Raw genomic sequence first — 22,681 nt, 5'->3', positions numbered from 1 at the left:
GAGCTTGCGTCCGATAACGCAAATTCATATTGTTTATTTAACAAATGAAATTTAGGAATGGCATGGACCTCGCCAATCTGAGCGCATTCGTGGCGATTGCCGGCCACGGCAGCTTCTCGTCAGCGGCCGAAGCGTTGCATCTGACCCAACCTGCGGTGAGCAAGCGCATCGCTCTACTGGAAGCGCAATTGTCGGCACGGCTGTTCGACCGCCTGGGCCGCCAGGTGGTGTTGACCGAGGCCGGGCTGGCGCTGCTGCCACGTGCGCAGCGCATCCTGGCCGAGCTGGACGACACACGCCGCGTGCTGGAACACCTGGGCGCGGCGGTCGGCGGGCGGCTGAGCCTGGCCACCAGTCACCACGTGGGGCTGCACCGGTTGCCGGCATTGTTGCGACGCTTCGCCGCCGAGCATCCGCAGGCGGCCCTGGACATCCAGTTCCTGGATTCGGAACTGGCTTACGCGGCGGTGTTGCGCGGCGAGGTGGAACTGGCGGTGACCACACTGGCACCGGACACCCGCGCCCCGTTGCGCGCGCAGCCGATCTGGCAAGACCGCCTGCAGTTCGTGGTGGCGCCGGATCACCCGTTGGCCGCGTTGGAGACGGTCACGCTCGATGACGTGGTCGCCCACCCAGCGGTGCTGCCGGATCCGGGCACCTTCACCCATCGCATCGTGGCCGGGTTGTTCGCCGAACGCGGCCTGGCGCCGAGCCTGCGCATGACCACCAATTATCTGGAGACGATCAAGATGCTGGTGTCGGTTGGCCTGGCCTGGAGCGTGCTGCCCGAGCGCATGATCGATCACCAGATCATGGCGCTGCCGTTGGCCGATGTGGCGCTATCGCGTGCGTTGGGATGCGTCACCCACGGCGGGCGCACCTTGTCGCGCGCGGCGCAGGCGTTCGTGGCGCTGTTGCATGCGCAGGCGGATCAGGCGGCAGGGCTGCGGGGGCTGCCCCGCTGACGCTGCGCAAGACCGCACGCTACTGATCGATCAACCGATCGCGTCCCTGCCGTTTGGCGTGATACAGCCTGCGGTCGGCCAGCGCCAGCAACTCGCGCCGGCTGGGCGCTTCGTCGCTCATCGCCATGCCCATGCTGGCGGTGCACTGCACGGTGGTCTCGTCTGCGGCAATCGCAATGGTGCCCAGGCGTTGGCGCAGTTGTTCGAACAAGGCACTCGCTTGCGCAGCCTCCAGGCCGGTCACGGCCAGCAGGAATTCTTCGCCGCCGTGGCGCGCGGCAAAACAGTGCGCGTGTTCCTGGTCTGCCAATACCTCGCCCACTGCACGCAACACCGCATCACCGACCTCGTGGCCATGCGCATCGTTGATGCGCTTGAAGTGGTCGATATCGGCCAGCGCCAATGCCAACGGCGCTCCGCCCTGCTGCGCCTCGTCCAGCCATTGCTGCAGCACGCGCTCGGCTTCGCGGCGGTTGGGCAATGCGGTGAGCACATCGTGGCTGGCGCGGTATTCGAGCTGGCGCATCAGTGCTTCGCGCTCCTGGCTGGCCTGCTGCAAGGCCAGGTTCTTGTCGCTCAATTCGCGGGTGCGCTTGTCGATCACCACGTTGAGCTCGCGCTGGCGGCGGCGATAACTGGCGGTGCGCCACAGATAGAACCCGTAGATCACACTGGCCAGGCACAACACGCCCAGGCCGATGACTTCGCCACGCCGCCACCACGGCGGCGCCAGTTCCAGCACCACGCTGGTTTCACCGAGCAACGCCGCCTGGCGCCAATCCACCGGCAGCGACATCGCCTGCACGCGGAAACGGAACCGCCCCGGCGGCAGATTGGTATAGACCGCTTCGGTCGCGCTGTCGGCGTCCACCCAATCCGGGTCGAAGCCGTCGAGCCGGTAGCGGTAACGCACCTTGTCCGGCCCGCGGAAATTGAGCCCGGCATAGCCAATGGCGATGCGTCGGGTATCTGCACTCAGACGATGCGGGCCGTCCAGCGGCTGCACCATGCCGTCCACCACCAGGCGCTCGATCACAATCGGCACGCGGTGGCCTTGCAGGGTGCCGACCCGGGCGGGGTCGATCACGCCCAGGCCGGCCGCGGTGGGAAACAGCAACTGGCCGGTTTGCGTCAGCCAGCCGGCCGGCGCGCTGCTGCCGTTGCCCTAGTTGCCGGGCATGCCGTCGCTGCGGTCCACCACTTCCACACTGAGCTGCTCGCGGGTGCCGGCGTCGATCTGGTCGAAGTCGCGCCGCGCAATCCGGAACACGCCGTGATTGCTCGACAGCCACAGGTAGCCGCGGCCGTCATCGATGACGCGGAACACCTTGTCGCGCGGCAGGCCCACACGATGGTCATACACCTGGAAGCGCTCGCCGCGCAGCCGCAGCAGCCCGCGGTCGCTGGCAATCCACAGATCGCCACTGGGATCGCGCAGGAAATCGAAGGCGTTCTGGCCCGGAAAATCCTGCTCGCCCAGCCAGGCGCGGGTGCCGCCATCGGGCGACAGTGCGGTCATGCCACGGTCGGTTCCGCTCCAGATGGTGCCCTGGGCATCGCGATAGAGCACCTGCACCGAGCCATCCGGCACCCCGTCGGCGGCGGTGTAACGACGCGCGCGGCCGTCGTGCCAGCGCACCAACCCGGCAGTGGTGCCGATCCACAACGCATCGCCGTCCGGCAACACCGCACGCACCGATAACGAGGACAGGCCCTCGGCCGCACCGATGCGCTGGACCACCGCCCCCTGCGCATCCAGACGCAGCACACCCTGGCTATAGGTGCCGGCCCAGACCCCGCCATCGCCCGCATCGGCCAGCGCCAGCACCGATTGCTCCAGCACCCGCCCGGCACTGCCCCGCGAGAACGGCACGCGTGCGATCTGCCCGTCGCGCCAGCGGTCCAGGCCCACCGCGCTGCCCACCCACACGGTGCCATCGGCGGTCTGCAACACGCTTCGCACGTAGTCCGAGGCCAGGCCGTCGTCAATGGTGACGCCATGCGCAGCGCCTTCGGCGACCCGGAACAGCCCATGCGTGCTGCCCACCCAGATCAGGCCCTCGGCATCCTCCAGCAATGCCGGGCTGGCCACGCCGGAAATGGCGATCTGTTCGTCTGGATCATCCGGCCCGCTGTGCACCACCAAGGTGCCGGCGGAAAGGCTCATCCACAGGTGACCGCTGCGGTCCATCACCAGCGAGTCGACCCGCTGGCCCTGGCGGAAGCGCTGCAGGCCCCCGCCCCGGCTCCACCACCACACCCCGTCGTCGCCAGCCACCAATAAGCCGCCCTGGCGATCGCTGGCCAGCCGACGCACGGGGGTGTCGGCCATGCCATGCGCCTGCCCCCAGGCAGTTGCGGCGCTGGCGCCTAGCGGCAGCTGATACAGGCCGACGTCGGTCCCGATCCACAGGTCGCCACGCGCGTCCGTCGACAAGGCGGTGATGCGTGCGCGTGGCAGGCCGGCCTGACGCCCGACATCCACCACCCGCCCATCCAGCTCGATCCGGTACAGCGTCTGCGGCGTGCCCACCCACAACGCACCATCGACGCGCCGTAGCAGCGCGCTGACAGCCAGATGCCTAGCGGAGGCATCGCCCAGCTGTTGCCAGCGGCCGTCCTGATGACGGTACACACCGTCGAAGGCGGTGCCGAACAGCATGCCGTCGCCATCGCGTACCACGACGAACACCCCGCCTAGCTCCACGCCCGGGGTGTTCTGACGGTCGAACACGGTGAAATCGCGCCCATTGAAGCGCGCCACGCCTTCCCAGGTGCCGAGCCAGATCACCCCATCGCTGCCCTGGGCGACCGCATGCACCAGGTTGTGCGGCAGGCCGTCATCCATGTCCCAGCGGCTGACCGTGTGGTAGGCGGTGTGCTTGAGCGGATGCGCGCCGAGCGGCCAGCCAGCCAGCAGCGCCCAGCACAGTAGCGGCCACAGCCACAGCGATGCACTCCGCAGCGCCTGCGCACTGCGGAGCTCGCCTGTGTGCGCATGCGCCCCGACCCCGTCCACGCGTCCTGCTTCGCCCCTTCGGCTGCCCGTCAACAGGGTGTTGCAGGCCGTTCGGCAATTTATCACCGGGGGTAGCAGCGACGCGCTAGGTGGATTCCCCACAGCGCCGGGGCAGACCACGACAGCGCAAGCGACTCACCGCAACGGTTAATGGACCGCGCGGTGCCGCCATATAAATATAGAACCCGATGGTCTAGTATTGGCGCATGTCCAGCTCGCCCCCCCTCAAGTCCAAGGCCAAGAGCAACGGCCCTGGGCGTCCCAAGGATCTTGGGAAACGCGCCGCCATCCTGGGCGCCGCCCGCTCGCTGTTCATGGAGCAAGGTTTTGCGGGCGTCAGCATGGACGGCATCGCCGCCCTGGCGGGCGTCTCCAAGCTGACCGTCTACAGCCACTTTGGCGACAAGGAAAGCCTGTTTGGCGAGGCGATCCGCGCACAATGCCAGCACATGATGCCCGACGACCTGTTCGACCATGCGCCCGAAGGCGCGTTGCGCGAGCAGCTCATCGAGATCGCCGACGCCTTCTTCGCCATGGTCAGCTCCGACTCGGCCATTGCCACCCACCGCATGATGATGGCGCCAGGTACCGGCGACGTGCACGTGCGGGAGATGTTCTGGGACGCTGGCCCCAAGCGGACCCAACAGGCGCTGGCGGATTTCCTCAGCGCGCGCGTGGCCGACGGGCAGCTGGAGATTCCCGACGTGGCCCGCGCCGCCGCGCAATTCTTCTGCCTGCTCAAGGGCGAGCTGTACGCGCTGATGATGTGCGGCCTGCACGGCCAGCCCGATCGCGCGCAGGTGGACGAGCACATCCACGCCAGCGTGGATTTCTTCCTGAGAGCCTATGTGCCGCGCTGATCGGGCCTGCCCTTTGGTCGCGGTGACTTCCGGCACTGCGTGGTTTGGCGGCGCCCGGCGATGCTAGATGCGCCAGTTGCCCCAAGCCCCGCTAAAATGCCTGCCCCGCCGCGTTGGATAACCGCACCATGACGATCGATTTCACCCAGGCCCGCGAAAAGATGGTCGAACAGCAGATCCGGCCGTGGGATGTGCTGGACCTGCGCGTGCTCGACGTGCTGGCGCGCATGCCGCGCGAAGCCTTCGTGCCGGAGGCCTACAAGACCCTGGCCTACGTCGATGTGGAAATTCCGCTGTCGGCCGGCCACAAGATGATGAAGCCGGTGGTCGAAGGCCGCATGTTGCAGGCCCTGGATCTGCAGCCCGGCGAAGACGTGCTTGAAGTGGGCACCGGCAGCAGCTTCTCCACCGCCTGCCTGGCCGCACTGGCCCGCGAAGTGGTGAGCCTGGAGATCGACCCCGCGCTGGCCGCCGCCGCGCGTGCCAACCTGGACGCCACCGGTCTGGGCAGCAATGTCCGCATCGAAACCGCCGACGTGTTCGCCTGGCAGAGCGAGCGTCGCTTCGACGCCATCTGCGTGACCGGCGCGGTCGATACGGTGCCGACCCAGTGGCTGCAGTGGCTGCGCCCGAACGGACGGCTGTTTGTGGTGCGCGGTCACGATCCGGTGATGGAGGCCGTCCTGGTCCGTGGTGACGTCAACGCGCCGCGCATCGAATCGTTGTTCGAAACCGACCTCGCCTATCTCCAGGGCGCCGCACCGACGCCCCGATTCCAATTCTGATTCCCAAGGAAGCTTCCCCGATGATCCGCCGATCCCTCGTCCTGGCGCTGGCCGCCGCCCTGTCTCCGATGGCCGCGCACGCCACCGACCTGCTGCAGGTCTATGAAATGGCCCGCAACGGCGATCCGCAGCTGGCTGTTGCCGAGTCCACGCGGTTGGTGAATCGGGAAGGACAAGTGCAGGCGCGTGCGGCGTTGTTGCCGCAGCTCAACGGCGCTTTCGATTACAGCAAAGCTCATCGCGAGATTGAGGGTCAGGATGGGCGCATTACAACTTCGTCACGCTCCAGCCAGATTCAGGGCTCACAAACCATCTTTAACTGGTCGCAATTTTCCACACTACGTGCACAGCGTGAAGTCGCCAAGGCAGCAGACTTCACGCTCGAGTCTGCCAACAACGACCTGATCACCCGTACCTCGGCAGCATATTTTCAGGTATTGGTCGGCATCGAGTCACTGGCAGCGGCCGAGACCAACGAGGCAGCGGCCAAGAAGCAATTCGACTACGCCGACAAGCGTTTAGAAGTGGGTCTGGCGCCGATCACCGACGTGCACGAAGCCCGTGCCCAGTACGACCAGGCGCGCGCCGATACCATCAATGCACGCAACACCTTGAAGGATTACTACCAGGCCTTGACCGAACTCACCGGTCAGCCGGTGGTGGGCCTGCGCGCGTTGCCAGAAAACTTTCGACCGGAAGTTCCTGCCGCTTACAGCAATGTCGACCAATTGGTGGCCTCGGCTATCGCCGACAATCCGGCGCTGAAGGCCCAACAATTGCAGGTCAGCGCAGCTGAAGCGAGTATCAATGCGGCAAGGGCAGGTCACCTTCCCACCGTCAATTTGACTGGCAGTGTGGGCCGCAGCAATAGCTGGGGTACCGGAGCCGCAGAAAGCGGTGTCTTCACTACTCAGGGACGTGACATCGACACCGACTCGATCGGCATCAGTGTGTCGATTCCAATTTTTGCTGGTGGCGCGACGCAGTCGGCAGTACGTCAGGCAATTTCGCAGCGTGATATCCAGCAGGACACCTACGAACAGCAGAAACGCGCGCTGGATCGCAATACGCGCAATGCCTATCAGACCGTAGTAGCCGGTATCAGCGAGGTGGAAGCACGTCGCCTGTCGGTGGTGTCCGCTCAAGCGGCTTATGACGCGTCTCAGGTCGGCCTGGAAGTGGGTACGCGCACCGTGCTGGACGTGGTGCAGAACCAGCGCACGTTGTTCCAGGCACAGCAGTTATATGCACAGGCGCGTTACACCTTCCTGCAGAACCGCCTGCTCCTGGCTCAGGCCATCGGCAAGATCGATATCGCCGAACTGCAGGACGTGAATCGCCTGCTGTCAGTAGAGGCAGAAGCCAAGCTGCAGGGCAGCGGTTCGTTGCAGTAAGCACGTGCGCAGTGAATGAAGAGGCGGGCATGGCCCGCCTTTTTCATGTCTGCACTGTGAAACCCGGTGTTGTCATGTTTCGGTCTCGAATCACGGCAACGAGCTTGTGCAGATGTGCGCTTGGGCAGTGCGCTGCGCTGCCGAGTGAGGGCTGACGCAGCGGCAATGCCGCGATGTCTGCAATCATCAGTAGCAGTCCGGATTTCGCCTCACTGACGATGCGCTTGCACGCAGGTCGCGCCGACCTCTCCACCCTGCTGAGCACGCTACGTAGTGCCTGCTCAACTGCAGGAAACGGAGAGGCACACGTGCGGAGCGCGTGCCTCGCATGGGCGCGCCTTGGCACACCGACAGCCGAACCCCACGCAACCTGGGCGCAAGCCGACTTGCGCTGCGCGCTGCCGTCGCAACTCACTGCGACGAAGCGATCTCGCTCGCCAGTGGTGGCAAGTGCGGCGCAATCTGCACCAGGGTGCGTGCCACCGCGCCCTTGCCGTTAGCCACCAAGGCCAGCCCGGCAGCGGCCATGGCCTCGCGCTGTGCGGGGTCGCCGAGCAGGCGGGCCAGATCGTGTTGCACGCACGCGGCGTCCTCGCAAATGGTCACTGCATCGGCCTCGCGCATGCGCCGCGAAATTTCCGAGAAATTGTGCAGGTGCGGGCCGGTGACGGCCGGTGTGCCGACCGCCGCCGGCTCCAGCAGATTGTGGCCCCCGATCGGCTGCAGGCTGCCGCCGACAAACGCGACCTGCGCGCAGGCATAGAAACTCATCAACTCGCCCAGGGTATCGACCACGAATACCTGGTCGCGGGCCTGCGGCCACTGCTGCGCCTTGCGCGTGGTCACGGTCCAGCCGCGGTCACGCACCAGCGCCTCCACCTTCGGAAAGCGCTCCGGATGCCGGGGCGCCCACAGCAGCAACAGGTCCGGGAACTGTTTCAGCAGCTGCGCATGGATGTCGGCCACCGCCGCTTCTTCGCCTTCGTGCGTGCTGGCTGCAATCCACACGGGACGGGTTGCCGGCACCTGCCTGCGGAACTGCGCCACCAAATCCTGTAGCTGCGCCGGTGCGGCGATATCGAACTTGAGATTGCCCAGCGCAACCACTTGATCCGGCCGCGCGCCAAGGGTGATGAAGCGCCCGGCATCGTCCTGCGACTGTGCTGCCACGCAGGTCACGGTGCGCAAGGCGCGGCTGATCAGCGGTGCGAGCACGCGGTAGCCACGCAGCGAGCGCGCCGACAGCCGTGCATTGAGGATGTACACCGGAATCTGGCGGTCGCGGCAGCCGAACAGCATGTTCGGCCACAACTCGGTTTCCAGGATCAGTGCCAGCCGCGGGCGGAAATGTTCGAGGAAGCGCCCGACACTGCCGGGTACGTCGTAGGGCAGATAGACGTGATCCACTGCATCGCCCCACAGCGCGCGCACGCGCTCGGAGCCGGTCGGGGTGATGGTGGTGATGACCCAGCGGATGTCCGGCCGTTGCGCACGCAAGGCGTTCACCAGTGGCGCCGCCGCATTGACCTCGCCGACCGACACTGCGTGCACCCACACGCGCGGGCGCCCGCAGGCATGCGTGTAGGAGGCGTAGCGCTCGTTCCAGCGGTTGAAATATTCGCGCACGCGGAAGCCGCGCCACACCAGGTGGTACACCGTCACCGGCAGCAACAGGTAGAGCAGCGCCGAGTACAGCCCGCGCAACAGCCATTCGATCGGGTCTTTCCGCATGCGTGCAGGATACGGGAGGCGTTGCGCGCGCGCATGTGTGGCCGTCCTGCCTGCTTGGTGATTGGCCTGGCCTGCCTGGCCCGGCCTGGACGCAGACACTGGTGCGGTCGTTCGCAGTGCAGCCACAAGTGCGGCTGTGCGCGCGATCGCCGTGCTACCCCTGCATCGCGACCTGTAGTCCATCCGCCTCAGATACACCGCGGGTGCGCAGTAGTCCACCGACACGCTGGACACAAAGGTCCCGTCCTACCCGCATGAGGCAGGTGTGCGGCGAAGGCTGCGCGTGACGTGGCGCCGCCGCATGCGCAAAGACCATGAGCGCGAACAATCCCTGCCAGTAGCGCTCACAACACGGTACGAGCGACACGTTGGCTGTACCGCCCACCGCCCACTCACCTCAAAGCCCGGAGCACGCTCTAGAATTACGCCATGTCCGAGTCCGCCAACGTCGCCGTCCGCCCTTCCCTGCGCAACCCCAAGCACTGGCCGATGTATCTGGGCCTGGCGGTGATGGTGCTCGCCGGGTGCCTGCCGTGGCTGCTGCAACGCGCGCTTGGCCGCGGCGTTGGTTGGGTGGCGATGCGCCTGGCGGGCACGCGCCGCCGCGCGGCCGAGGTCAACCTGAAACTGTGCTTCCCCGAGCAGGACGATGCGTGGCGGGCACGGCTGTTACGCGACAGCTTCGACGCACTGGGCGTGGGCCTGTTCGAATTCGCACGCGCCTGGTGGGGCAGCATCGCCACCATCCGCCCACGCGTGCAGATCGAAGGCCTGGAACATCTGCAGCGGCTGCAGGAACAAAAGCGCGGCGTGCTCCTGGTGTCCGGACACTTCATGACCCTGGAAATGTGCGGGCGCCTGTTGTGCGACCACGTGCCGCTGGCCGGCATGTACCGCAAACACCGCAATCCGGTGTTCGAGTGGGCGGTCAAGCGCGGCCGGCTGCGCTACGCCACGCACATGTTCGCCAACGAGGACCTGCGCGCCACCATCAAGCATCTCAAGCGCGGTGGTTTCCTGTGGTACGCGCCGGACCAGGACATGCGCGGCAAGGACACGGTCTTTGTGCCGTTCTTCGGGCATCCGGCTTCCACCATTACCGCGACCCATCAGCTGGCGCGGCTCACCGGCTGCGCGGTGGTGCCGTACTTCCATCGTCGCGAAGGCGGCAGCTACGTGCTGAAGATCGCACCGCCGCTGGCGGACATCCCCTCCGACGATGTGATTGCCGATACCACGCAGGTCAATGCGGCGATCGAGGACATGGTGCGCGAAGCGCCCGATCAATACCTGTGGATCCATCGCCGCTTCAAGCGGCAGCCCGGTGGGCGGAGCGACTTCTATCGCTGAGGGCGCTGGCGCTGGCACTACGTGCTTGAGTGCTTGAGGTGCTTGAGTGCGGCGAGCGTCTAGCCAGGCGGGCCGCTGACGTACGTAGTTGAACGCGCATTGCAGGCAGCGATGGCGCGTCAAACGGATACGGCGCTCTTGCCAGGCATCCGCGCCACCACATAAGTGCCGCATACAGCTGCAGAGTCATTCAGCCGGTTGAACCCCGACGTAAACCACACACCTCGCCAGAACCAAACATCCACTCAGGCAGGCGGCGAACGATCCCCATCGTCATTGAGCAACGCACCGGCATACAGGCCGGCCAGCATCAGGCTGAGACCGCCCCAGAAGCTCGAATAGAACGCCAGATGCGTGTTAAGCGGGAACACCGTGGCCACCAGGGCGATCATCGCCGGGCGTGCCTGCGCGCGGGCTGCCGGGCTCGAATAGCGCCATGCGCGCCACGCCTGCGCCGCGCCGGCCAGCCACAGCAGCAGGCCGATCACCCCGGTTTCAGCCAGGATTTCCAGCAGGATCTGATGCGCGTGGAAGGCCGGGCCATCGCCCCAGGCCGGCGCCTGATCGGGTGCGGGGTTACAGGCCGGGTACGCCTGACGGAAGCCGCGCGCGCCCACGCCATTGAGCGGATGCTCGCGAATCATGCATAGCGCCGCGCCCCAGATCTGCGCACGCCCGGACAAGGCCTGATCCACGCCCTGCTCGCCATCGGTAAAGGCCAAAGTGGTGCGTTGCAGGCGCTCGCGGGCCTGCGGTGCCACGGCAACCACGCCTGCGGCCAACACCGCGCCCAGCGCCGCCACTGCGATCACCTTGCGGCCGCCCAGCAACTGCCAACCGGACAGCAGCACGATCACGCCGTAGGTGATCCACGAGGCGCGCGAGCCGGCCAGCACCAGCACCACGCCCACCGCCGCCGCCGCGCCGGCCCACGCCCAGGCGCTGCGCCGGCCCAGCGCCAGCAGCAGGAACGGTGACAGGCTGGCCAGGGTCTGGCCGAACTTGAGATTGCACGGCCCCAGCACGCCGCTGAGCCGGTCGACCACGGCCAGCTCCTGCGCGGTGCACAGGCTGTGCCCGCTGATCAGCTGTTTGACCTGATCCAGTGCGAAGAACAGCGGACTACTGCCCAGCGCGACCTGCAGCAAGGCGTCCAGCGTCCACACCCCGGCGATCACCGCCAGGCCGAGAAAGGTGCGCCGCCGCCGTTGCGCGTTGGCCACCGCGATGGCGCACAGCCACATGAAAGGCAGATAGCGCAGGTCGGTGGCGGACTTGCGCAGCGCGCGGCCCACGTCCACCGCATCCACGGCCGAAAGCATCTGCGGCAACCAGTAGGCGAAGAACAACACACTGGTCAGCGCCCAGGCAGCGCCGCTCAAGAGCCTGGTGCCGCCGCGGAAGCGCGTGTGCAGCAGCCGGTAGGCCGCGAACACGGCGCCCAGCGACAGCACCGTTTCGGCCAGGCCCGGGGTGGGCCACAGGGCCACAAACAGCAGCACCCACACCGGCGCCCAGCGGCCGGCATCGGGCGTCAGCACGGGCGCGCGCGGCGCGGCCTCAGCGGCGGAGTTCGTCATAGACCTTCAAGGTGGCCGTTTGCATGGCCTGCAGCGTGTAGGGAAGCCGCGCCGGCGGTGCCGGGCGGTGGTGCAGTAACGCAAGCGTCTGCTGCGCCAGTGCCTGGGCATCGAATGGCGGCACCGCGCAGGCGGGCTGCAGTTCGGCGAGCAGTTCACCAGCGCCGCCGTGCGCCCAGCCCAGCACCGGCCGGCCCACGGCCAGCGCTTCGATCACGGTGCGGCCGAAGGCTTCGGGCTTGCGCGAGAGTTGCAGCACCAGGTCGCTGGCGGCGTAGGCCTCGGCGATGCGGGCAGTGGGTTCGGTGAAGGCCACGGCATCGGCCACACCCAGCCTGGCCGCCTCGGCTTCCAGTTCGCGGATATAGGCCTCGCGCCCCGGCTCGCGCGCACCGGGCAGCCACAACCAGGCCGGCAGACCGGCGGCGCGCACAGCGGCGAGCAGCTGCAGGCCATCGGCATGCCCTTTCAGGCGCGTGCCGCGACCGGGCAGCAACAGCAACGGTGCATCGGCTGGCAAGCCGGGCACCAGCGTCTGCGCCCACGTGCGTGCGCGCCGGTCTGGCTGCGGACGGCGTGGGAACTGCGCGATCTCCACGCCGCGCGGGATCACCCGCAGGCGCGCGGTATCGGTGTGCGGGTAATGCGTGCACACGTAGTCGCGCACTGTCTGCGAGACGCAGATGACGCGCTCGCCGTAGGTCATCACCGCGCTGTAGCGGCTGGGCGAATTGAGCCCGTGCACGGTGGTGACGAAGCGTGGCCGCGTGGCCGGCGGCATCCCGCGCAAGGCGTACCAGCCCAGCCAGGCCGGCAGGCGCGAGCGCGCGTGCACGATATCGGCGCCCAGTTCGGTGAACAGCCGGCGCAGCCCCACCACGTGGCGCAAGGTCAGCAACGACTTGCGCCCGATATCCAGCGTGAGATGTTCGGCGCCGACCTCCAGCAACGGCTGGACCAGGCGCCCGCCCGCGGAGACGACCACGGCGCGATGGCCGGCGCGCACCAGCGTAGCGGCGATTTCCAGGGTGGAGCGCTCGACGCCGCCGGACTGCAGCGCCGGCAGCAGTTGCACCACGGTCAGGCGGTGCATGCCGCCAGGATCAGTCGGCGAGCACGAACAGTGCACCGCAGTACGGGCACTTGGCTTCGCAGTTGGGCTCGTCTTCGATCGGCAGGTACACCCGCGGATGCGAATTCCACAGCGCCATCGCAGGCGTCGGGCAGCTCAGCGGCAGATCACCGCGGTGCACGGTGTAGCGCTTTTCGGCATTGGCGGGCGCGGTGGCGGTCTGGCTCATGGCGGCACGATCGGAAGGCGAAGACAGAGCGCGGATTCTAGCAGCCTCGCGCCCGGCACGGCCCAGCGACGCGCCCAGCGCGCGGTGCCGACGTTGGCCAGCGGGCTGCCAGGCGTGTTCACCATGACCATTGCCTGCGCTATCGGCGTCCCCGGCCTTGTTGCGGCACGGTCCCGAATCTGGCGCAAGGCGGTGTGACGCGAGCGGCGACGCATGCGCCGTATCATCGGCTGACACGTTGCCTGGGGTGCACGTGCGCGAACGCCGCATGGCTGCCCATGCGTTAGCACACTCGCCCCGGCGCTCTGCTGCATCCGCCTTCCGGGAGACATCATCACGTGCGTTCCTCTGCTGTTGTGCCGCGCCCGCTGCACCTGTTGCGCCCTGTTGCGCTTGCCCTGGCGGTCGCGACCGCGCTCCCGGCTGCTGCCGCCGATGGGTTCTTCGCCTCCTTCGATACGCACGAGCGCGACCTTGTCGCTGATCGTGCCAATGCGCTGCAGGTCGCGATCGGCAGCGGCCCGGACGCGCCGTATGCCGCCAAACATCACGCCGGCCACAGCGGCGCGCACGCACTGCACTACAGCAGCCAGGGTGGCGCGGGTCGGCGGACGTTGTTTACGACCGATCACCTGATCGGTGCCGACACCACGCTGTCGTGGATGGTCTTGCCCGAAAGCGTGGGCGATGACCATGTCAGCTCCACGTTTGTGTCGCTGGATCTGCTGCTGGACGACGGGAGCCGGCTGTCGGCCAGCAACGCGCTGGACCAGCACGGCGTGGCCATCGGCGCAGCCGCGCAGGGCGCCTCCAGGACCTTGTACCCGCAGCAGTGGGCACGCAAGGCGGTGCGGCTGGGCGATGTTGCCGGGTTGCGCGGGCGGCGCATTACCGCCATCGCGCTGGAAGTGGCGCCACAGGGCGGCGCGCCGGTGAGTGGCTGGCTCGACGATATCGCCATTGCCGAAGTCCCGCGTGTGGCGCCTGCACGGCCGTCGGACTGGGTGCTGACCACCCGCGGTACGCAGTCCAATGGCACGTTTTCGCGCGGCAATAATTTCCCCGCCACGGCGGTGCCGCATGGGTTCAACTTCTGGACCCCGGCAACTGACGCCGGCACGTTGGGTTGGCTGTATCGCTGGAACGAACACAACGGTGCCGACAACCGCCCGCGCCTGCAGGCGTTGTCGCTCAGTCACCAGCCCAGCCCGTGGATGGGCGACCGCCAGACCTTCCAGGTGATGCCCTCCACACACAGCGGCGCGCCGGAAGCGGACCGCATCAAACGCGCGTTGGCGTTTTCGCACGCCAACGAAGTGGCCAGGCCGTATCGCTACGCAGTGCAGCTGGACAACGGCATCCAGGCCGAGATCGCCCCCACCGATCACGCGGCGCTGTTCCGCTTCCGCTTTCCACCCGGAGGCGATGCCAACCTGCTGTTCGACAACGTGGATGCACGCGGTGGGCTGACCCTGGATGCGGCCACGCAAACGCTCTCGGGCTATACCGATGTGCGCAGCGGCCTGTCCACCGGCGCGACGCGCATGTACGTGTACGCCCGCTTCGATACGCCATGGAAGGCGAGCGGCCGCAGCGACACCGGCCGGCCGACGGGCTGGATCAAGTTCGCTGCAGGCAGCACGCACACGGTGCAGATGCGCATCGCCACGTCGCTGATCTCGCTGGAACAGGCCAGGCACAACCTGGCCCTGGAGATCGCGCCACAGGATTCGCTGGAGCGCGTGGCTGCGCGTGCGCAGGACGCGTGGGATGCGCTGCTTGGGCGGGTCGAAGTGGCGGGGGCCAGCGACGATCAGCGCACCACGCTGTATTCCAATCTGTACCGGCTGCATCTGTACCCGAACTCCGCGCACGAGAATGCCGGCAGCGCCAGCGCGCCGGACTGGCGCTATGCCAGCCAGAACAGCTGGTCCGACGAAGCCACCGATGGCAGCGCCGTGCGCAGCTTCGCGCCGATCCGCGACGGCCGTGTCTACGTCAACAACGGGCTGTGGGATACGTTCCGCACCGCGTGGCCTGCCTATGCGCTGTTTGCACCCGAGGCCGGCGCGCTGGTGCAAGGATTTCTGGAGCAGGCGCGTGCCGGCGGCTGGGTGGCGCGCTGGTCCTCGCCGGGTTACGCCGACCTGATGGTGGGCACCAGTTCGGATGTGGCCTTTGCCGATGCCTGGCGCAAGGGCGTGCAAGGGTTCGATCCGGCCGAGGCCTACGCCGCCGCGTTGAAGAACGCCACCGTGGTGCCGCCCGACCGGCACGTGGGGCGCAAGGGCATGGCCCGTTCCACCTTCCGCGGCTATGCCGATACCGACACGCACGAGGGCATGTCGTGGTCGATGGAAGGCGCGCTCAACGACTTCGGGATTGCGGGCATGGCCGATGCGCTCGCACAACAGACGCCGGACGCCGTAGCGCGTGAGCGCTATGCCACCGAGGCGCTGTATTTCCGCCACCGCGCCGCTGGCTACGCGGCGCTGTTCGACCCAGCAATCGGCTTCTTCCAGGGCCGTACGCCCGATGGCGGCTGGCGCCTGGATGCCGCGCACTACGATCCACGCGAATGGGGCAACGATTACACCGAATCCAGCGGCTGGACCTTTGCCTTCACCGCACCACACGATGGCGAGGGCCTGGCCGCGCTGTATGGCGGACGCGACGCGCTGGCGGCCAAGCTGGATACGTTCTTTGCGACGCCGGAAACGGCACAGGCCGCGCTTTCCGGCTCGTATCGCGGCGTGATCCATGAGATGACCGAAGCGCGCGATGTGCGCATGGGCATGTACGCGCATAGCAATCAGACCGCGCACCACATCCCGTGGATGTATCTGTACGCCGGCCAGCCGTGGAAGACCCAGCAGCTGACGCGCGAGATCCTGGCACGGCTGTATCTGGGCGGCGAGATCGGCCAGGGCTATGCCGGCGACGAAGACAACGGCGAGATGTCGGCATGGTATCTGTTCGCCGCGCTCGGGATGTATCCGTTGCGCATGGGTGCGCCGGAGTATGTGATCGGCTCGCCGCTGTTCACGCATGCCAGCGTGCAGCTGCCCAATGGCCGCACGCTCACGGTCAACGCGCCGCAGAATTCGCCGCGCAACGTGTATGTGCAATCGCTCAAGGTCAACGGCAAGCCGTGGCGCAAGACCTGGTTGCCGCATGCCGACATCGCCGAGGGCGCAACGCTGGACTTCGTCATGGGCCCGCGCCCGTCACGCTGGGGCACGGATGGGGATGCGGCGCCACCGTCACTGACGCCACCGGGCCAGCACCCTGCGCCGTTGCAGGATCTGCTGGGCACGCGCGCGCGCATCACGCGGGACGATGGCGGCGCGGTGGACGCATTGCACGACGACGATGCGGCAACGATGGCCACGCTGTCGTCCACGTCTGCGGTCACGGTGAGCGGCATCGACGCCGGCACGCCGACGCTATATACCCTCACCAGCGGCAACGCGGCGATTACCAACGGCGGGTGGACCCTGGAGGCGCGTACCGGGAGTGGTCACTGGACGGTGATTGATCAACGTCGCGATGAGATGTTCCGCTGGCCCCTGCAGACGCGGCCCTTCCGGATTGCCGCGCCGGGTGCGTACACGGACTACCGGCTGCGTGTGAGCACACTCAAGCCGGTGCAGTTGGCGGAGATCGAATTGCTGCGTGCGGCGCCGGCCTCGCCGTGAGGGTTTGACGAAGCGCGCGTGCGGGCGGCGCAGTGCGTACTGACATGCTGGCCTGATAGCGACGACCAGGCGTGCCGGGCGGGTGCCGCGTTGTCGCGTGCTTGAAATGTTGCGCTGACTGTTTGAGCTTGCGCACGTGCAGGCAGACCGCGGTCGCTCTGCAACTCGTCCGAATGCTCGCTCATTGCTTTACGTGCGTGCCCTAACCCGAACCCTTCTCTCGCCGGGAGAGGGCTTTCAGCCAAGTCGGCAGGCTTACGATAACGAGTGACTGGCCACCACTGATGCGCAGCGGATAGCGCATCAAAGGCCGTTGTTCGTGATCGCCTTACTCAAATAACAGTTGCGCCAGCTTTTCGCATCGGCAAGTGCTTCAGCGCGATAGTCCCGTAGGAGCGCGCTTGCGCGCGATAGGGCTCTACCAATAACACTCAAATTTTTTGTCGAACAGATGCTCTAACGATTTATTCCAGCCTAATTGCTCAAGCTGTTTGCTCGAATGGTCTGCGTTAGCGGCTTGCCGTAAAGACTTGCTTCCACCGCTTTGCTGCCAGCGCCTTCGCCTGTAGACGCCCTTGCATCCACAACGTTCGAACCTGCACCCGCAATTGGCGTTATCGATAACCGAGGCGTCACTCAACGCCTCGGTCACCAACGCTACAGCATCAGCCGCCGTTCTTCTCGGCGTTGTGCTTCTCGGCATCACGCTGCTTGCGGATCTGCGCATCCACCGCAGCAATCGCGGTCATGTTCATCACCCGGCGCGAAGTGGCGCTGGTGGTGAGGATGTGCACCGGCTTGGAGATGCCCATCAGGATCGGGCCGATCGCCACGCCGTCGGTGAACACGCGCACCAGGTTGTAGGCGATGTTGGCCGCTTCCAGGTTGGGCAGCACGAACAGGTTGGCGCGGCCCTTGAGCGTGCTGTTGGGCATGATCTGCTTGCGCAGCGCTTCGTCCCAGGCGGTGTCGCCCTGCATTTCGCCGTCGATGTTGAGCTCGGGCTTGCGCTTGAGCAGGGCTTCGCGCACTTCGCGCATCTTCAGGGCGTCACGCGAATCGTGGCTACCGAAGTTGGAATGCGACAGCAGCGCGATGTTGGGCTCGATGCCGAACAATTTCAGGCGGTACGCGGCCTGCAAGGTGGCTTCGACCACCTGCTCCACGGTGGGGTCTTCCTGCACGTGCGTATCCAGGAAGAAGAACACGCCCTGCTGGTTGATCACGCCGGTCATGGCCGAGGTGGAGCTTACGCGCGGTTCCAGCGGAATCACGCTGCGCGCGTAGCCCAGTTTCTTGTGGAAGCGCCCCACCACGCCCGACAGCATCGCGTCGGCTTCGCCGCGCGCCACCATCACTGCGGCAATCAGGGTCGGCCGCGAGCGCATCAGTTCCTTGGCCGCGGTCACGGTCACGCCACGGCGCTCGGTGAGCGCGTAGTAGTACTGCCAGTAATCGTTGAAGCGCGGGTCGTCGTGGATGTTGGTGATCTCGAAATCTTCACCGGCACGGATGCGCAGCCCCATGCGCTGGATACGCGCCTCGATGACGTCCGGGCGGCCGATCAGGATCGGCAGCGCCAGGCCTTCGTCGATGACGTTCTGCACCGCACGCAGCACCACTTCTTCTTCGCCTTCGGCATACACCACGCGCTGCTTGTCGGCGCGCGCGCGGTCGTAGACCGGCTTCATCATCAAGCTGGTGCGGTAGACGAACTGGCTGAGCCGGTCGCGGTAGGCCGCCATGTCGGCGATCGGGCGCGTGGCCACGCCCGAATCCATCGCCGCCTGCGCCACCGCCGAGGACAGCTCCACCAGCAGGCGCGGGTCCAACGGACGCGGAATCAGGTATTCCGGGCCGAAGCTCGGGGTTTCGCCACCATAGGCCGCGCCCAGGTCGGAGGCCTCGCGCCGCGCCATCGCCGCAATCGCCTTGACGCAGGCGATTTTCATGTCTTCGTTGATGCCGGTAGCGCCCACGTCCAGCGCGCCGCGGAACAGGTAGGGGAAGCACAGCACGTTGTTGATCTGGTTCGGGTAGTCCGAACGGCCGGTGCCGATGATGCAATCCGGCCGCACCGCCTTGGCCGCTTCCGGGGTGATTTCCGGGTTGGGGTTGGCCAGCGCGAAGATCACCGGCTGGCGCGCCATGGTGGCGACCATTTCCGGCTTGAGGATGCCGGCCGCCGACAGGCCCAGGAAGATGTCGGCACCTTCGACGATTTCGGCCAGGGTGCGCTTGTCGGTGTCGCGCGCGTAGCGCTGCTTGTCCGGGTCCAGATCGGTGCGGCCGGTGTGGATCACGCCATCGCGGTCCAGCGCCAGGATGTTCTCCGACTTCAGGCCCAGCGAGACCAGCATGTTGACGCACGAGATCCCTGCCGCGCCCATGCCGGTGGTGGCCAGCTTGACGTCTTCGATCTTCTTGCCGGTGACCACCAGCGCATTGAGTACCGCCGCGCCGACGATGATGGCAGTGCCGTGCTGGTCGTCATGGAACACCGGGATGTTCATGCGCTCGCGCAGCTTGCGCTCGACGATGAAGCACTCCGGCGCCTTGATGTCTTCCAGGTTGATGCCGCCGAAGGTCGGCTCCAGGCTGGCGATGATGTCCACCAGCTTGTCCGGATCGTTCTCGTTGATCTCGATGTCGAACACGTCGATGCCGGCGAACTTCTGGAACAGCACGCCCTTGCCTTCCATCACCGGCTTGGAGGCCAGCGGACCGATGTTGCCCAGGCCCAGCACCGCGGTGCCGTTGGTGATCACCGCCACCAGATTGCCGCGCGCGGTGAGCTCGCTGGCCTGGGTGGCGTCCTCGACGATGGCCTCGCAGGCGAAGGCCACGCCAGGCGAATACGCCAGCGACAGATCGCGCTGGGTCAGCATCGGCTTGGTCGCAGTGACCTTGATCTTGCCGGCCGGCTGCTGGCGGTGATAGTCGAGGGCGGCCTGTTTGAAGTCGTCGTTAGACATCGGCTGTGTAGGTCTCAAGGGCGCAGAAGAGCTGAATTCTACCCTCCTGCCTGAACAAGGGCCTGTCGCGCAGCTGTCAGCGCGGCAGGAAGATCGGTTGCTGCAATGCAAAAACGGCCCTGCATCCCGCCGGGATACCAGCGGAATACAGGGCCGTAGGAAGCATCAGCGTGCGCTGACCGGCGCGACTGCGTCCGGCAGCGGCACCGGTGCCTGCAGCGGCGGCGCACGGCCATCCAATGCCAGGCTCAATTGGTCACGGTCCAGCGCATTTTCCCAACGCGACACCACCACCGTGGCCACTGCATTGCCGATGAAGTTGGTCAGCGAGCGGCACTCGCTCATGAAACGGTCCACGCCCAGGATCAGCGCCATGCCGGCCACCGGCACATCCGGCACCACCGACAGCGTGGCCGCAAGCGTAATGAAGCCGGCGCCGGTCACGCCGGCCGCGCCCTTGGAGCTGAGCATCGCCACCGCCAGCAAGGTGATCTGCTGGCCGAGGGTGAGGTCGACATTGGTGGCCTGGGCGATGAACAGCGCCGCCAGGGTCATGTAGATGTTGGTGCCGTCCAGGTTGAACGAGTAGCCGGTCGGCACGACCAGGCCCACCACCGACTTCTCGCAGCCGGCCTTTTCCATCTTCTCCATCAGCGACGGCAATGCCGACTCCGACGAAGAGGTGCCCAGCACCAGCAGCAGCTCGGCCTTGAGGTAGCGGATCAGCTTGAGCACCGAAAAGCCGCACAACCGGCAGACGATGCCCAGGATCACCAGCACGAAGAACAGCGAGGTCAGGTAAAACGAGCCCACCAGCCAGGCCAGATTGACCAGCGATTCCACGCCGTACTTGCCGATGGTGAAGGCGATTGCACCGAATGCACCGATCGGCGCGGCCTTCATCAGCATGTGCACCAGACGGAACACCGGGGCGGTGAGCGCTTCCAGGAAGCTCAGCACCGGGCGGCCACGTTCGCCCACCAGGGCCAGCGCGATGCCGAACAGCACCGCCACGAACAGCACCTGCAGGATGTTGCCATCGACGAACGCGCTGATCAGCGTGGCCGGGATGATGTCCATCAAAAAGCCGACCAGGCTCAGCTCGTGCGATTTCTGCACGTAGGTGTTGACCGCGCTCTGGTCCAGCTCGGCCGGATTGATGTTCATGCCGGCGCCCGGCTGCACCACGTGCGCCACCACCATGCCGACAATCAGCGCCAGCGTGGAGAAGAACAGGAAATAGGTCATCGACTTGGCGAAGACCCGGCCCACCGTCTTGAGGTGGGTCATGCCGGCGATGCCGGTGACGATGGTCAGGAAGATCACCGGGGCGATGATCATCTTCACCAGCTTGATGAAGGCATCGCCGAGTGGCTTGAGGCTTTCGGCGAAGGCCGGCTCGAAATGGCCCAGCAGGGCGCCAAGAACGATCGCCACCACCACCTGGAAATACAACTGGCGGTAGAAGGGGACAGGCGCCGGCAGGGGGCCGGCAGGCTTGCTGATGTGCATGACACCACTCCGAGGGAACTTGGAGGGCGCCTGAGCCAGGCACCCGGTGCAGGCATTCTGGCCGCACGTCACAGCCCGGGCCGATAACCCATTGGTACTACGCACTGGGCGTTGCCTGAACCTGGTCTTACACTTCAGCCACGCGCCCCTCGGCCGTTAATTCCGTTTAACGCAGACACCGACTTTCTGTGCTGTTGGCCGTCCCGGACCCTGCGCGGTTCATGAAGCTGTTCATTGCGCTCGCCATGGCAGGACGCCCGGCCCCTACTTTCCTCGCCGAAGATCATTCCTATGCGCCTTACTCCGCTCGTTCTTGCGCTGGCCATCGCCGCCGCGCCCGCCGCCCATGCCGCCACCTCGATCGAGAACTGGCCCACCAAGTACACCTTCGGTGACGGCACCGAAATCGGCCTGACCGGCAACTACGCCTACGACGACAACAACTTCTCCGGCGACGACCGCCTGGAAGACCGCACCGATTTCCGCCGCAAGGAATTCGGCGCCACCTTGAAGAAGAAGGGCGTCTACGACGCCATGGTGTATTTCGACTTCGAAGCCAAGCTGTGGCTTGACGTGTTCTTCCGCTTCGAAACCAAGGCGCTGCTGGGCCAGGACTACGGCCGGGTACGCCTGGGCTACATGAAGGTGCCGGTGGGCCTGGAAGCGGTGCAGAGTTCGCGTGCGGGCAGCTTCATGGAACTGGGCCTGCCGGTGCAGGCGGTGTTCCAGGGTCGCCGGACCGGCGTGGAATGGACCCTGGAACGCCCGCAGTACCTGCTGCAGGCCGGCGCATACGGCGGCCAGGACCTGCAGGGGGACAACCCCGGCACCACCCAGGCTGTGCATGCGGCCTGGACCCCGTTCAAGGCCGAAGGCAACGTGCTGCACCTGGGCATCGCCGGCTCGATGGAAAACCCGCGCGGCTTCAGCGACGGCCGTGGCGTGTCGTTCAGCCCGCGCGTGCGGCTGCGCGCCCGCCCGGAAGCCGGGTTGACCGATGTGCGCCTGATCGACACCGGCACCATCCTCGATGTGGATCACGTGATCCGCACCGGCGTGGAAGCGGTGTGGATCCACGGCCCGTTCTCGCTGCAGAGCGAAGCGCTGCGTGCCGAAGTGGCGCGTAATGCCGGCCAGCCGCACTTCATCGCCCAGGGCCAGTACGTGTATGGCACCTGGTCGCTGACCGGCGAGTCGCGCAGCTATGCCGGCGGCGTGCCAGGCAACATCAAGCCCGCCCACGATTACGGCGCGGTCGAACTGACTGCCCGCTACAGCCGCCTGAATCTGGAAGACAACAACGTCCACGGCGGCCGTCAGCACGACACCACCATCGGTGCCAACTGGTACCTCACCAGCCACTTCAAGATGCAGGCCAACTACAGCTGGGTGGATTCCTCGCGCAACGGCGTGCATGAAACCCCGCACGTGATGGAGCTGCGCGCGCAGGTGATGTTCTAAGCGCCCACGGCTAACGCCTCATCCCGCATCACCCTGCGGCCGCCTCCTTC

At 66.4% G+C, this 22,681-nt stretch carries 13 protein-coding genes and 1 pseudogene; 7 read left to right on the top strand and 7 right to left on the bottom strand.

The window, feature by feature from the left end; translation table 11 throughout:
* Nucleotides 1–62 precede the first annotated feature (62 nt).
* Nucleotides 63–965, top strand: coding sequence for a LysR family transcriptional regulator (locus tag ACCQ09_RS04195; RefSeq protein ID WP_040940701.1), 903 nt, complete (start codon nucleotides 63–65; stop codon nucleotides 963–965).
* A 19-nt stretch (nucleotides 966–984) separates the two neighbouring features.
* On the opposite strand, the pseudogene ACCQ09_RS04190 reads toward ACCQ09_RS04195, so the two are convergent.
* Nucleotides 985–3,984, bottom strand: a pseudogene (locus ACCQ09_RS04190) (two-component regulator propeller domain-containing protein).
* Nucleotides 3,985–4,190: 206 nt separating this feature from the next.
* Between ACCQ09_RS04190 and ACCQ09_RS04185 the strand changes: the two are divergent.
* From ACCQ09_RS04185 to ACCQ09_RS04175, 3 genes are all read left to right on the top strand, one after another.
* The gene (locus ACCQ09_RS04185; protein ID WP_011038433.1) at nucleotides 4,191–4,844 is read left to right on the top strand and encodes a TetR/AcrR family transcriptional regulator; all 654 of its coding nucleotides are present in this window, start codon (nucleotides 4,191–4,193) and stop codon (nucleotides 4,842–4,844) included.
* Between the two features lie 128 nt (nucleotides 4,845–4,972).
* Complete coding sequence (locus ACCQ09_RS04180; protein ID WP_040940699.1) at nucleotides 4,973–5,629, top strand: protein-L-isoaspartate O-methyltransferase family protein; 657 nt, start codon at nucleotides 4,973–4,975, stop codon at nucleotides 5,627–5,629.
* Nucleotides 5,630–5,649: 20 nt separating this feature from the next.
* Nucleotides 5,650–7,023, top strand: a complete 1,374-nt coding sequence (locus ACCQ09_RS04175) for a TolC family outer membrane protein (RefSeq protein WP_012437435.1) — start codon at nucleotides 5,650–5,652, stop codon at nucleotides 7,021–7,023.
* Between the two features lie 411 nt (nucleotides 7,024–7,434).
* On the opposite strand, the gene waaA is transcribed toward ACCQ09_RS04175, so the two are convergent.
* The gene (gene waaA / locus ACCQ09_RS04170) at nucleotides 7,435–8,754 is read right to left on the bottom strand and encodes a lipid IV(A) 3-deoxy-D-manno-octulosonic acid transferase (RefSeq protein ID WP_228427750.1); all 1,320 of its coding nucleotides are present in this window, start codon (nucleotides 8,752–8,754) and stop codon (nucleotides 7,435–7,437) included.
* A 429-nt stretch (nucleotides 8,755–9,183) separates the two neighbouring features.
* Here waaA and ACCQ09_RS04165 point away from each other — a divergent pair, with 429 nt between their 5' ends.
* Nucleotides 9,184–10,104 (top strand): LpxL/LpxP family Kdo(2)-lipid IV(A) lauroyl/palmitoleoyl acyltransferase, encoded by a 921-nt coding sequence (locus ACCQ09_RS04165; RefSeq protein WP_223646555.1) that lies wholly within the window; start codon nucleotides 9,184–9,186, stop codon nucleotides 10,102–10,104.
* 245 nt (nucleotides 10,105–10,349) lie between these two features.
* Here ACCQ09_RS04165 and ACCQ09_RS04160 read toward each other — a convergent pair whose 3' ends face one another.
* From ACCQ09_RS04160 to ACCQ09_RS04150, 3 genes are read right to left on the bottom strand one after another with little or no spacing between them, the layout of a single operon-like run.
* Nucleotides 10,350–11,684 (bottom strand): O-antigen ligase family protein, encoded by a 1,335-nt coding sequence (locus tag ACCQ09_RS04160; RefSeq protein WP_040940698.1) that lies wholly within the window; start codon nucleotides 11,682–11,684, stop codon nucleotides 10,350–10,352.
* Nucleotides 11,665–12,777 (bottom strand): glycosyltransferase, encoded by a 1,113-nt coding sequence (locus ACCQ09_RS04155; protein WP_040940697.1) that lies wholly within the window; start codon nucleotides 12,775–12,777, stop codon nucleotides 11,665–11,667. Before ACCQ09_RS04155 ends, ACCQ09_RS04160 begins: the two co-directional genes overlap by 20 nt.
* Nucleotides 12,778–12,787: 10 nt before the next feature.
* On the bottom strand, nucleotides 12,788–12,985 hold the full coding sequence (locus ACCQ09_RS04150) for a zinc-finger domain-containing protein (RefSeq protein WP_011038440.1): 198 nt from the start codon (nucleotides 12,983–12,985) through the stop codon (nucleotides 12,788–12,790).
* A 338-nt stretch (nucleotides 12,986–13,323) separates the two neighbouring features.
* Here ACCQ09_RS04150 and ACCQ09_RS04145 point away from each other — a divergent pair, with 338 nt between their 5' ends.
* Entirely contained in the window at nucleotides 13,324–16,683 is a 3,360-nt protein-coding gene (locus ACCQ09_RS04145) for a GH92 family glycosyl hydrolase (RefSeq protein WP_040940696.1), read from the top strand.
* 665 nt (nucleotides 16,684–17,348) lie between these two features.
* Here ACCQ09_RS04145 and ACCQ09_RS04140 read toward each other — a convergent pair.
* Together ACCQ09_RS04140 and ACCQ09_RS04135 are read right to left on the bottom strand one after the other, a co-directional pair.
* The gene (locus tag ACCQ09_RS04140; RefSeq protein ID WP_011269527.1) at nucleotides 17,349–19,658 is read right to left on the bottom strand and encodes an NADP-dependent malic enzyme; all 2,310 of its coding nucleotides are present in this window, start codon (nucleotides 19,656–19,658) and stop codon (nucleotides 17,349–17,351) included.
* Between the two features lie 165 nt (nucleotides 19,659–19,823).
* The gene (locus ACCQ09_RS04135; protein ID WP_228427751.1) at nucleotides 19,824–21,170 is read right to left on the bottom strand and encodes a dicarboxylate/amino acid:cation symporter; all 1,347 of its coding nucleotides are present in this window, start codon (nucleotides 21,168–21,170) and stop codon (nucleotides 19,824–19,826) included.
* A 291-nt stretch (nucleotides 21,171–21,461) separates the two neighbouring features.
* Here ACCQ09_RS04135 and ACCQ09_RS04130 point away from each other — a divergent pair, with 291 nt between their 5' ends.
* The gene (locus ACCQ09_RS04130) at nucleotides 21,462–22,631 is read left to right on the top strand and encodes an OprO/OprP family phosphate-selective porin (RefSeq protein ID WP_040940694.1); all 1,170 of its coding nucleotides are present in this window, start codon (nucleotides 21,462–21,464) and stop codon (nucleotides 22,629–22,631) included.
* The last annotated feature ends 50 nt before the right edge of the window (nucleotides 22,632–22,681 follow it).

Origin of the sequence: Xanthomonas sp. NCPPB 2586 (assembly GCF_041475775.2) — a bacterium.
In the GTDB taxonomy this organism is placed as follows: Bacteria; Pseudomonadota; Gammaproteobacteria; order Xanthomonadales; family Xanthomonadaceae; genus Xanthomonas; species Xanthomonas campestris.
Note: the sequence above shows the minus strand (reverse complement) of the source record. Positions and strands in the feature narration are given on the sequence as shown.